11 protein-coding genes are annotated in these 12,343 nt (G+C 54.5%); 2 read left to right on the top strand and 9 right to left on the bottom strand.

Annotated features, from left to right (window positions below):
* The first annotated feature begins 40 nt into the window (after positions 1-40).
* Both ACFQ0F_RS07435 and ACFQ0F_RS07430 read left to right on the top strand, forming a co-directional pair.
* Positions 41-1,048: a hypothetical protein gene (locus ACFQ0F_RS07435; protein ID WP_379070702.1), complete on the top strand. Its 1,008-nt coding sequence runs from the start codon at positions 41-43 to the stop codon at positions 1,046-1,048.
* Positions 1,048-2,049 (top strand): hypothetical protein, encoded by a 1,002-nt coding sequence (locus ACFQ0F_RS07430; RefSeq protein WP_379070699.1) that lies wholly within the window; start codon positions 1,048-1,050, stop codon positions 2,047-2,049. The genes ACFQ0F_RS07435 and ACFQ0F_RS07430 overlap by 1 nt, the downstream gene beginning before the upstream one ends.
* Positions 2,050-2,059: 10 nt before the next feature.
* Here the strand turns inward: ACFQ0F_RS07430 and ACFQ0F_RS07425 are convergent, their stop codons facing one another.
* The 9 genes from ACFQ0F_RS07425 to accB form a co-directional block, all read right to left on the bottom strand.
* The gene (locus tag ACFQ0F_RS07425; RefSeq protein WP_340675631.1) at positions 2,060-4,327 is read right to left on the bottom strand and encodes an NADP-dependent malic enzyme; all 2,268 of its coding nucleotides are present in this window, start codon (positions 4,325-4,327) and stop codon (positions 2,060-2,062) included.
* Positions 4,328-4,413: 86 nt separating this feature from the next.
* Complete coding sequence (gene purD, locus ACFQ0F_RS07420) at positions 4,414-5,709, bottom strand: phosphoribosylamine--glycine ligase (RefSeq protein WP_379070696.1); 1,296 nt, start codon at positions 5,707-5,709, stop codon at positions 4,414-4,416.
* Positions 5,710-5,725: 16 nt separating this feature from the next.
* Positions 5,726-7,315: a bifunctional phosphoribosylaminoimidazolecarboxamide formyltransferase/IMP cyclohydrolase gene (gene purH, locus ACFQ0F_RS07415; RefSeq protein ID WP_379070693.1), complete on the bottom strand. Its 1,590-nt coding sequence runs from the start codon at positions 7,313-7,315 to the stop codon at positions 5,726-5,728.
* A 54-nt stretch (positions 7,316-7,369) separates the two neighbouring features.
* Entirely contained in the window at positions 7,370-7,645 is a 276-nt protein-coding gene (gene fis / locus ACFQ0F_RS07410) for a DNA-binding transcriptional regulator Fis (RefSeq protein WP_220375698.1), read from the bottom strand.
* Between the two features lie 39 nt (positions 7,646-7,684).
* On the bottom strand, positions 7,685-8,713 hold the full coding sequence (dusB, locus tag ACFQ0F_RS07405; protein WP_340675559.1) for a tRNA dihydrouridine synthase DusB: 1,029 nt from the start codon (positions 8,711-8,713) through the stop codon (positions 7,685-7,687).
* Entirely contained in the window at positions 8,710-9,417 is a 708-nt protein-coding gene (locus ACFQ0F_RS07400; protein ID WP_379070689.1) for a DUF3426 domain-containing protein, read from the bottom strand. Before ACFQ0F_RS07400 ends, dusB begins: the two co-directional genes overlap by 4 nt.
* Positions 9,418-9,452: 35 nt before the next feature.
* Positions 9,453-10,349 carry a 50S ribosomal protein L11 methyltransferase gene (prmA, locus tag ACFQ0F_RS07395; protein ID WP_379070686.1) on the bottom strand — a complete coding sequence of 299 codons (897 nt, stop codon included), beginning with the start codon at positions 10,347-10,349 and terminating at the stop codon, positions 9,453-9,455.
* 125 nt (positions 10,350-10,474) lie between these two features.
* A complete protein-coding gene (gene accC, locus ACFQ0F_RS07390) occupies positions 10,475-11,815 on the bottom strand; it encodes an acetyl-CoA carboxylase biotin carboxylase subunit (RefSeq protein WP_340675562.1) in 1,341 nt (446 codons plus the stop codon).
* A 14-nt stretch (positions 11,816-11,829) separates the two neighbouring features.
* Positions 11,830-12,303 (bottom strand): acetyl-CoA carboxylase biotin carboxyl carrier protein, encoded by a 474-nt coding sequence (gene accB, locus ACFQ0F_RS07385; protein ID WP_340675563.1) that lies wholly within the window; start codon positions 12,301-12,303, stop codon positions 11,830-11,832.
* Positions 12,304-12,343: the final 40 nt, after the last annotated feature.

Below are 12,343 nucleotides of genomic sequence, written 5' to 3'. Positions count from 1 at the left end.
TGACAGCCTGACATTAGGCAGTCCACTGGGAGGGACAGTCGTGAAAACTCTACAACAATGGCTAATTGGCTTCTCGCTGCTGCTCTCTGCGCAGTCGCCGGCCTATGCCGCAGACTTCGCGCCAAGCATTGAGTCTGAGCCCTGTATTGCGCGTGATAGCGCTGGTGACTTGCTAGGTTGGGCAGACTATCCGCATTGCCTTGTTGAGCTGCGAGCGCAGTCGAGCGTGCGCTGGTTCGATGATTGGCTAGGTCATGCCGATATGGATGACAGCGCATCAATAGCCTTGCGCGCCATTTCTGAATTCACCGTCGATGATAAGGGTGATTTAACCGCTGCTCTGCGCTTGCGTGCGCAAGTTGCATTGCCACGATTAAGCAAACGCCTATCGCTAGTGTTTGAAGATGAGAGCAAAGAAACCAGCTCTCTACGCAGCATTCCTAGTGTCAATGAGTCAGTTCTAGCGCTGCGCTGGCTAGTCTTGAACTTAGAGCGCATGCGTATTGAGACCGATGCGGGTGTGCGTTCAGGCCCTGATCTTTTTGTGCGCGGTCGCTTTGCAACTTCCTATGCCATTACGCCAGATGATCAGGTGCGCTTTGCACAAAGCCTGCGCTACGGCGCTAAGGAAAAAGTGCGCGCCATCAATAGCATTGACTACAGCCATGCCATGCAAGACAACAGCGTTTTTTCACTCTATCACCAGTTAGATTTCCAACAAGAAAATGACGTTGATGGCGCATTTTGGTCGCGAGGTGCTGTCCTTAGCCGAGGGCTTAGCACGGAAAGCAGTGCGGCCTTTGGTGTCGGGCAAGAGGGTGTAAGCGAGAGCTGGCAAGAGCGTTCGCGCTATGCATGGGTGCGCTATCGCCAGCAGTTTTTACGCGACTGGCTGTTTTACGAAGTTGAGCCACGGCTAACGCAGACGCGTGATCGAGATTGGGATACGCTACCGTCATTGACCCTGCGACTTGAGGTGCATTTCGGCCACCAGCGCCGTGATAAGCCAGAGCGGGTAGCTTTTTTTCCTAGCTTAGATGATCGTTAATGACTGCAACAGATTCTCTGCCCGCCAAGCAACCGGCTTGGCTTGGCGGCTTCGATGAGCATGTACGCTGGGGCTTAAACTCCACCACTGACACCGCTTATTGGCTACAGCAATACACTGCGATTCACCCCTTGCGCCGACAAGCACAATTACGCGTGGCCTTGGCATTGTTTTCTCGCGATGGCCAGCCGCGTGTGCATTGCCTGCACGATGAACGCCGCCTAGTTGGTGCTAACCTATTGCGCTGGCGTGAGCGTGGCGATTGGGCCACGACCGAGCATAGCTGGCCATCAGGCAGCTTTTTAAGCGAGCGTGATGGTCTGCAACGAGCCCGCTTTTTCGGCACTGATGGCCAAGCGCTAACCACTAGCAGCAGTGTCTTGCAGGTGCCGAAGCGCAGCATTTTGCGCAGCCCATTGGGCGCGCTTAAAGCCCAAGCTCACACCCGAGATGGCCATTGGCAAATTACGCCACCGAGCAAAACCGGCGCATCGCCTTTAATCCTCGATGGCCGTGCTGAAGGTGGTCAATGGCAGTGCCATAGCCGCCTTGCCGCCATGGGCAGCGCGCAACTGCAATGCGTCAATTTCGATGGCCAGACCAAAGCTAGCGTAGTTGCCATGGGGCAATGGCTGGCGCCAGCGCTAGGACGGCGTGCGCCATTAACCATTGCGCAAGCGCAAGTCAGTGTTGGTGGTCGAGACTATTGTTTCGATCGCTGGATGCCGAATGCCACGACGGATGCACCAGAGTTTGCTGATTATCGCTGGATGGCAACGCTAGTTAACGACGATTTCCGTCTGCATATTCACGCCGATGGCGGCAATCCGCGCATTACGCCGTGGCTAGCATTAGAGGATGAGAGAAATCGCTGGTTGGCGCGCACCTTGCGTGTCACGCCATTTGCCAGCTTACGCCTGCGCATCTACCCGAGGGGCAGTGAGCAGGCGTATATCGATTTACGTAGCGAGCAATGCTTGCTGCAAACCGTGCTGCCTTAAGGCCTGTGCGTTAGATACGCAGCGAGGCTTCGGCGACGGTTACCGCTGTCATGTTGACGATGCGGCGCACTGTCGATGTTGGCGTCAAGATGTGTACCGGACGGCGAGCGCCGAGCAAGATTGGACCAATCGTTACGCCATTGCCGCTGGATGTTTTCAGCAGGTTAAAGGCGATATTGGCGGCATCTAAGTTAGGCATGATGAGCAGATTCGCAGGGCCTTTCAAACGCGAGTTTGGCAAAACCTTGTTGCGAATATGTTCATTTAGCGCAGCATCACCATGCATCTCACCATCAACCTCTAAGTCCGGCGCGCGTTCTCTTAGTAGGGCAAAAGCCTCACGCATTTTACGTGCGCTTGGATTGTCATCAGTGCCGAAATTGGAGTGTGATAACAGCGCTACTTTTGGTGTTAGACCAAAGTTTCGCACGACTTCAGCGGCCTTAAGCGTGATGTCAACGAGCTGCTCAGCGGTAGGGTCTGGATTGACATACGTGTCAGTAATAAACAGCGTCATGTCTTGCAGCATGAGCACATTGAGCGCTGCATAGTTTTGCGCGTCATCAGACAAGCCAACAATTCGGCTGACATAACGTAAGTGAAGATCATAGTTCGCGAAGGTGCCACAAATCATGCCATCAACATCGCCGAAATGGACGAGTAGCGAACCAATCAACGTGGTACGGCGACGTACTTCGCGCATGGCTAATTCTTGGCCAATGCCGCGGCGTTCCATCAATGATAGATAGTGTTTCCAGAACTCTTCGTAGCGCGCGATATTGTCTTGATCGACAATTTCAACATCGTGGCCAGGGCGAATACGTAAGCCTAGCGCCTTGATTTGGTCATTGATGTCGCTGGTGCGGCCAATCAGTACGGGGAAGGCGATGCCTTCATCAACAGCGATTTGCGCAGCACGTAGCACGCGAGGATCTTCACCTTCGCAGTAAGCAATACGCTTGGGCGATGCTTTCGCAGCAGCAAACACGGGCTTCATCAAGAATGCTGAGTTATAGACAAACTCAGACAGGCGTTGACGATAAGCCGCGAAGTCGGTGATGGGTCGAGTGGCAACACCGGAGTCCATCGCCGCCTGTGCAACTGCGGGAGCGATAGCCATGATTAGGCGCGGATCTAGCGGGCCTGGAATCAGGTATTCGCGGCCAAAGCTACTGGGCGAACCACTGTAGGCGGCAGAGTCAGACGATTCCACATGCGCCATTTTAGAGATGGCATGGACGCAGGCGATTTTCATCTCTTCGTTGACTGTGGTCGCGCCAGAGTCGAGTGCGCCACGGAAAATATACGGGAAGCAGAGAGCGTTATTGACCTGATTTGGGTAGTCCGAGCGTCCAGTTGCGATGATGGCATCTGGGCGCACAGCTTTCGCAAGCTCTGGCAAAATTTCTGGAGTTGGGTTGGCCAAGGCGAAAATGATCGGGTCCGCCGCCATTTCTTTGACCATGTCTTGCGTAACGATGCCTGCAGTTGAAAGACCCAAGAACATGTCTGCGCCGGGGAATACATCGGCCAAGGTGCGGGCATCAGTATCTTGAGCATAAGCTTGTTTGCTAGCGTCTAGGTTGCTACGACCGCTATGAACGACGCCTTTAGAGTCGATCACGAAAATATTGCTGCGGGTTGCGCCCAACGACACCAGCAAATTCAGGCAGGAGATTGCGGCAGCGCCGGCACCTGAACAGATGATTTTGATGTCTTCGATTTTTTTCTTCGATAGCAGTAGGGCGTTCAATAAGCCCGCGCCAACGATGATCGATGTACCGTGCTGGTCATCGTGAAATACAGGGATTTTGCAGCGTTCGCGCAGCTTTTTCTCGATATAGAAACACTCAGGTGCTTTGATATCTTCGAGATTGATGCCACCGAATGTGGGTTCTAATGACGCGATGATGTCGACGAGTTTGTCGGGGTCGCGCTCATTGATCTCGATATCGAAAACGTCGATGCCGGCGAATTTTTTAAAGAGAACACCCTTGCCTTCCATGACTGGTTTTGAGGCTAAAGGACCAATATCGCCAAGACCGAGCACCGCAGTGCCGTTAGTGATGACGGCGACGAGGTTGCCACGAGCCGTGTAGCGCGAAACAGTGGATGGGTCACGCTGGATTTCTTCGCAAGGTGCCGCGACACCGGGCGAGTAAGCCAAGGCCAAGTCGCGCTGGTTGACCAGCTGCTTGCTTGGCGTGACGTTGATTTTGCCGGGCTGGGGAAACTCGTGATAGTCCAGAGCCGCCTTACGCAGTGCCTCATCCATAATGATTCTCGCTCATACCAGTGCCTATTTGAGCGCGAGATTATAGCACCGCTGCAGTACCTTAGTGTGGCGCGAGTCCTGCTTTTGCGTTAGGAGCGTGACTCTGTAGTTTCGCGAGCCACTGCGCGGTAGCCAATATCGAGGCGATGGGTCTCACCGGGCCATTGGATTTTGGCAATTTCAGCATAGGCGGCTTGCTGTGCAGCATGCACACTTTCGCCTAGGCCGGTGGCGCAAAGCACACGGCCGCCGCTAGTGACAACTTGGCCATCGACTAGCTTAGTGCCGGCATGAAATACCTTGGCGCCGTCGGCTTCATGGCCTAAGCCTTCAATTGTGTCGCCGGTGCGAATATCGCCAGGATAGCCTTCGGCGGCCATGACGACGCCGAGTGCAGCGCGTTCATCCCAGCTAGCGGTGGTGTTGGCTAGATTGCCATCAATGCCGGCTTCAATGAGCTCAAGTAGCGAGCTTTGCAGGCGCATCATGATCGGTTGAGTTTCAGGGTCGCCGAAGCGGCAGTTGAACTCGATCACTTTCGGTGCGCCATCGGCGTCGATCATCAGGCCGGCGTAAAGGAAGCCGGTGTAATCATTGTCTTCTGCTTTCATGCCAGCAACGGTTGGTTCGATGACTTCGCGCATTACGCGAGCATGAACTTCGCTGGTGACAACTGGTGCCGGTGAGTAAGCGCCCATGCCGCCAGTGTTGGGGCCGGTGTCGCCATCGCCAATGCGTTTATGGTCTTGGCTAGTGGCCATGGCGAGTGCGTTATCGCCATCGACCATGACAATAAATGAGGCTTCTTCGCCGTCGAGAAACTCTTCGACGACTACGCGCGAACCAGCATCGCCGAATTTATTGCCCGAAAGCATGTCGACGATGGCATCTTCGGCCTCTGCCAGTGTCATCGCGACAATGACGCCTTTGCCAGCGGCTAGGCCATCGGCTTTGATGACAATGGGCGCGCCTTTGTCACGAACATAGGCTAGTGCGGCATCGGTTTCGGTGAAGACACCGTAGTAAGCAGTAGGGATGTTGTGGCGAGCTAAGAAATCTTTGGCGAACGCTTTTGAGCCTTCGAGCTGAGCGGCGAGTTGGGTTGGACCCCAGATGCGCAATTCAGCGGCGCGGAAGGCATCGACCACACCATTGACTAAAGGCGCTTCTGGGCCAACCACGGTGACATCAATGCCTTGTGTTTGAGCAAAGCTCACCAACACGGCGTTATTTAGGATATCTAGTGCGACGTTTTCACACTTAGGTTCGCGTGCGGTGCCGGCATTACCGGGTGCAACAAAAACGGTGCTTACGCGCGGGTCTTGAGCCAATTTCCAAGCCAGTGCGTGCTCACGACCACCGGAACCTAAGAGTAAAATTTTCATCGTCTATCTCAGCAAATTAGTGGCGGAAGTGGCGCATGCCGGTGAAGACCATGGCGATGCCAGCTTCGTCGGCGGCAGCAATGGTTTCAGCGTCACGCATGGAGCCACCAGGCTGGATAATCGCAGAAATGCCTACTTTGGCGGCGTTATCGATGCCGTCGCGGAAGGGGAAGAATGCGTCCGATGCCATCACTGCGCCAGGCACAGGCAGGCCGGCATGCTCGGCTTTAATGGCGGCGATGCGTGCAGAGTTAACGCGGCTCATTTGGCCGGCGCCAATGCCGATGGTTTGGCGATTCTTCGCGTAAACAATGGCATTTGATTTGACGTATTTGGCTACTTTCCACGCGAAAATCAGGTCGTGAATCTCAGCTTCCGTTGGCGCGCGCTTAGTGACGATTTTCAGGTCGTCGCTGCCAATCATACCCATGTCTTGATCTTGCACGAGCAGTCCACCATTGACGCGTTTGAAGTCCCACTGGCTAGTGCGAGCATCAATTGCTGGCAGCTCGCCGCAGGCCATCACGCGGACATTTTGCTTGGCGGCGGTAATCGCCAAAGCTTCTGGCGTAACACTTGGCGCGATGATCACTTCGACGAATTGGCGCGAGACAATGGCTTGCGCAGTGGCGGCATCGAGCTCGCGGTTGAAGGCAATGATGCCGCCAAAAGCTGATTCGGTGTCGGTTGCGTAGGCCAGCTCGTAAGCCGCCAAAATGCCATCGAGCGAGACCGATACACCACAGGGGTTGGCGTGCTTGACGATGACGCAAGCCGGCTTGGCAAAGCCTTTCACGCACTCGAGCGCAGCATCGGTGTCGGCAATATTGTTGTATGACAGCTCTTTACCTTGCAGCTGCACGGCGCTGGCAACGCTAGCCTCACGGCCAGTCGACTCAACATAAAATGCCGCACGCTGATGCGGGTTTTCCCCATAGCGCAGTTCTTGAGACTTAATGAACTGGCTATTGAAAGTGCGTGGGAAAGTATCGCGCGAGCTTAGATCAGCCGGTTTTTCACCGACCAAGGCACCTAGGTAGTTGGCAATCATGCCGTCATAGCCAGCGGTGTGCTCGAAGGCTTTTACGGCTAGATCGAATCGTGTGGCGTGCGACAAACCACCTTCGGCTTGGACTTCAGCCAAGACACGGTCGTAGTCGCTGCTATTAACAACGATGCCAACATGAGCATGGTTTTTTGCGGCTGAGCGCACCATGGTTGGCCCGCCGATATCGATATTCTCAATAGCATCGGGCAGTGTGCAGCTCGGCTTAGCAACGGTGGCGGCGAAGGGGTAGAGGTTAACCACCACCAAGTCGATGCCGCCAATATCATGCTCAGCCATGACGGCATCATCTTGGCCGCGGCGACCTAAAATGCCGCCGTGAATTTTCGGGTGCAGCGTTTTCACTCGGCCATCCATCATTTCTGGGAAGCCGGTGTAGTCCGACACTTCAGTGACGGCAATGCCTTCGCTGCGCAGTAGCTGATAAGTGCCGCCAGTCGACAGCAAGGCCACGCCGGCGTCTGCAAGACCGCGAGCGAATGGCACTAAGCCGGATTTATCGGAAACACTTAATAAGGCACGCTGCACACGATGGGTCATGACTTCACTCACAAAAAAAGAGGGGCTATGAAAAGATGCTGACTAAGAAGCGACTTAGTTCATCAGGCCGTGTTGCTTGAGTTTTTTACGCAGCGTGCCGCGGTTTAAGCCAAGAATTTCTGAGGCGCGAGTCTGGTTGCCACGGGTGTATTCGAGCACAACTTCTAAAAGCGGCGTTTCAACTTCAGCTAAAACCATTTCATAAACATCGCTGGCGCGTTCGCCATCGAGGTGGGCGAAATAGTTGCGCATGGCCAGCTCAACGTGGTCGCGCAAGGTTTGGTTTGGGCGGGTGCTGGTGCTGGTTAACGGCTTTTTAATGACAGACATGTCCATGCAAAACTCTCACAAGTGGTAATAAAGAACACGCTATGCCGCACAACCAGAGTCTGGCTGTAGCGTACTCAGGTGCGAAAAAAAGTCACTGACCAAGCGTCGCTGCTGGTCGGCATCCGTTAAGGCATTAAAAGGACGGCTCAGGGCGCGTCCGTTAGGTATGTGCTCGGCGTACCAAGACACATGTTTGCGTGCAAAGCGCACGCCGAGATCCGGCCCATAAAACTCATGCAGGCTATCCACATGCTGCAACACAATAGCTTCCCGCTCCGTCCATGAAATGGGCGGTAGTTGCTGGCCTGTGCTGAGGTAGTGCTGGATCTCGCGAAATAACCATGGGCGCCCATGAGCGCCACGGCCGATCATTATACCATCGCAGCCAGTGTGCTCAAAGACGAAGCGAGCCTTTTCTGGCGTGCAGATGTCGCCATTGGCCAAAATAGGTAGGCCTACGGAGGCTTTTATTTCGGCAATGGTGTCGTACTCGGCATCGCCAAGATATTTGTCTTCGCGTGTGCGGCCATGCACAGATAGCAGGCTAATGCCTGCATCTTCAGCAATGCGCGCGATGTTGACGCCGTTGCGCGCTGAGCGTGCCCAGCCAGTACGAATCTTTAACGTCACCGGTACATCCACTGCGGCAACCACGGCTTGCAAGATTTCGGCGACTAAGGCTTCGTCTTGCATCAATGCCGATCCAGCCAAGCGATTGCAAACCTTCTTCGCTGGGCAGCCCATATTGATGTCAATAATTTGCGCGCCATTGATAACATTAAGGCGTGCGGCCTCGGCCATCATGGCGGGGTCATAGCCAACTATTTGCACGGTGATGGGGCCAGGCTCGCCGGCGTGGTCTAGACGAAAGCGCGACTTTTGCGAATCCCATAAGCGCGATTCTGAGGTGACCATTTCCGACACTACATGGCCTGCGCCAAGCTCACGGCAGAGCTGGCGAAACGGTCGGTCCGTAACACCGGCCATTGGCGCCAAAGCTAGCGGCACATCGAGGCGATATGGCCCGATGTGTAGCGGCTTAAAAAAAGTGTTTAGGGCTTCGCTCATGGCTGCGCTTTAAGCTCGGCTTGCTCAAAGATCGGGTAGCGGCCATCGCTGCCGGGCTCAAGCACCACGGAAACACGAATGCGCACAGGCTGATCGGAAGCAATGAGTGCTTTCGGAGCAAATTGGGCGGATAAGCCGGCAGGTAAATAGTCGGCAGCGCTGATGGTGCGGCGGCCAACCAGGCTATTTTGCCAGTCACGCAAGCTTACTTGCAGGGCTGGCCATGGCTGTAGGATGCGTGCGCGATTAGTCAGCACGGCATCGAGATGCCAAACGGTGGAGCTGCTTGGCTCACTACTTAAGCTCAGGCCGGTGACTTCCCAAGCATTGTCTAGGATGGGTCGGTTCAGCGTATAGCCTATGCGATCTAGCGCCGGCGTTAGCACGCTACGCACCAGAGGCTGCTGCAGCCAAAACTGCTGACTGAGCCAGAGGCTTTGTGCGATGACTAATATTGTTGCGATAAAGGCCAAAATAAACCAAGGCCATTGCCGAGTTGATTTTGCTACTGGTTCGGCGTCGAGCTCCACTGGGATATCAACGCGATATAGATCAGCAATGGGATTGCTGCGCATAATCGGCTTAATGTCGGCGGCGATAGGCTCGTTCACGGCTTGCTCAGGAGCGGCCTCGGGAGTTGTCTCAGGGCTACTCTCGGGTGCATCCAAAGGCTTGTCGTTATTGCTGTCGCTGGGCGTAGTCATGGCGTCATCATCTCGGCAAAGCAGGGTGTTGGCGTTTAGCTGTGTTTACGACCTGATAGTCGGCACCAGTCTTCATCGCGCGTGGCGAGGCCGTCCATGGTAAACCATTGCTCATAAATCGTACGCAGCTCATCGACCTGAGACAAGATGATGCCGGATAGCGCAATCTCGCCTGCTGGCTTGCAATAGCCGGCCAGTAGCGGGGCCAGCTGACCTAAGGGGCCGGCTAAAATATTCGCCACCACGACATCTGCGCCTTCGCCATTATTGAAGTCGGCGGGCATGTCATCGGGCATAAAAACGCGTAGGCGATCAGCAACACCGTTGCGCTCAGCGTTGTCTTTTGTAGCGGTTAATGCTTGTGGGTCAAGGTCTACGCACCAGGCTTCGCGAGCGCCAAGCAGTAGAGCGGCAACGGCTAAAATGCCAGAGCCGCAGCCGTAATCGACGACGACTTTATCTTGCAGGTCTAGGCTGTCTAGCCACTCCATGCAAAGTGCTGTGGTTTGGTGCGTGCCGGTGCCAAACGCTAGGCCCGGATCGAGTAATAAGTTGATGGCGTCGGGGCGTGGTGGTGGCGTCCAGCTAGGCACTACCCATAGGCGCTCGCCAAAACACATGGGGTGATAGTTATCCATCCACGCGCGTTCCCAATCTTTGTCTTCTAATACTTCAATGCGATGCGGCGGTAGCGCGTGGCCGAGCTGGCGCTCAAGAAACTCCACGACGGCGTCCATTTCTGAGTCGACAACAAACAGGCCGGTGATTTGCGTTGCATCCCATAATGGCTGCGCGCCAGGTGGTGGCTCAAGCAGTGGTTGGTCGCCGGCGTCTTGCATGAGTACGGCGCTGGCGCCGGCAAGTTCTAGGAGCTCATCGTAGTGTTCTACTTCAGCTTTACGGGTGCTGATGGTGAGTTGCAGCCAAGACATGACGAGCTCCAAAAAAACAGGACGCGCAGTGTAGTCGGGAAGCTGGCGATTTTATAGTCAAAAAGGCCTAAATCGGCCTTTTTGCTATGTAACATTGTTGGAGAATTGCTGTGGCTGCTTAAGCTTTAGCTCAAACCCAGCTTGTTTTCGAGGTGATGAATGTCGACGCCACCGGCAAGAAAGTCGGGATCTTGCAAGATAATGTCGCGATGTAGCGTGATATTGCTGCGAATGCCGTCGATCACGATTTCATCGAGCGCGTTATGCAGGCGTCTCAAGGCGATTTCGCGCGTTGGGCCGTATGCAATGAGCTTGCCGATTAGAGAGTCGTAGTGTGGTGGCACGGTGTAGCCCGAGTACAGGTGCGAATCCATGCGAATGCCGGGGCCGCCGGGTGCGTGGTAGTAATTCACTTTGCCGGGGCAGGGCATAAAGGTTTTCGGGTCTTCGGCGTTGATGCGACTTTCTACGGCGTGGCCATGTAAAGAGATTTGGTCTTGCGTGACCGATAAGCCTAAGCCAGCGGCAACGCGTAACTGCTCTTTGATGATATCGACACCAGTAACCATTTCGGTAACGGGGTGTTCGACCTGCACGCGCGTGTTCATTTCGATGAAGTAGAAGCGTTCGTTTTCATAGAGAAACTCGAAAGTGCCGGCGCCGCGATATTTCATCTGTTCGCAGGCACGCACGCAGGCGGCATAAACTTCTTCGCGTAATTTCATGGGGATGTGCGGTGCAGGAGCTTCTTCGACAACTTTTTGATGGCGACGCTGCAGTGAGCAATCGCGGTCATAAAGATGAATTGCTTTACCTTCGCCATCGCCAATAATTTGAATTTCAACATGGCGCGGATGGACGAGGAATTTCTCCATATACACCGTGTCATCACCAAAAGCGGCGCCGGCCTCTGAGCGTGTGATAGCCAACGAGCTAGCGACTTCACTCATATTATGCACGACGCGCATGCCGCGACCACCGCCGCCAGAAGCTGCTTTGATGATCACTGGCAGGCCAATTTTGGCGGCCATTTCTTCGGCATTTTCTTCTGTCACGGCGCCGTCTGAGCCAGGTACGGTAGGTACGCCAGCGGCTTTCATGGCAACAATCGCGGAAACTTTATTGCCCATCATACGGATGGTTTCAGCACGCGGGCCGATGAAAATGAAGCCTGACTTCTCTACGCGCTCGGCGAAGTCCGCGTTTTCGGCCAAAAAGCCATAGCCGGGATGAATCGCTTGCGCGTCGGTGACTTCAGCAGCTGAAATCAGTGCAGGAATGTTTAAGTAAGAGGCCTTGCTCGCAGCAGGGCCAATACACACGGCTTGATCGGCTAAGCGCACATGTAATAAATCACGATCGGCCTTGGAATATACGGCGACAGTTTTGATGCCTAATTCTTTGCAGGCACGCAAAATACGCAGGGCAATTTCGCCTCGGTTGGCGATGACCACCTTGTCCAACATAGGGTGATCTCCGCTTAAACGATGGTGAAGAGAGGTTGATCGAACTCAACCGGCTGACCATCTTCGATCAAAATGCTTTCCACCACGCCAGCTTTGTCGGCTTGGATTTGGTTCATCATTTTCATCGCCTCAATGATGCAGAGCACATCGCCAACTTGCACCGTGGCGCCGACTTCAACAAAGCGCGGCGATGTTGGTGACGGTGAGCGGTAGAAGCTGCCAACCATAGGTGAGCGTTGCACAAAGCCTTGCGTTGATGGCTCGCTAGCTGCCGGTGCCGTGCCTTTCGATGCTTCGGCGTCTGCTGCTGGAGCAGCGGCAATTGGCGCTGCCATTGCTGCCATTGCGGGCGGTAAGCTATAGCTGACAGCGCTAGGTGCACGATTACGTGCAATACGTACGGACTCTTCGCCCTCGGTAATCTCTAGCTCATCGATGCCTGATTCTTCAACTAGTTCGATCAACTTTTTAATCTTACGAATGTCCATGTAAAAGCTCCTAAAATATGTGCTTAGCCTAAGGCTGAGT

The sequence above is a fragment of the Paraperlucidibaca wandonensis genome (assembly GCF_042677145.1).
GTDB lineage: Bacteria > Pseudomonadota > Gammaproteobacteria > Pseudomonadales > Moraxellaceae > Perlucidibaca > Perlucidibaca wandonensis.
This window is presented reverse-complemented; position numbering and strand designations above follow the sequence as displayed.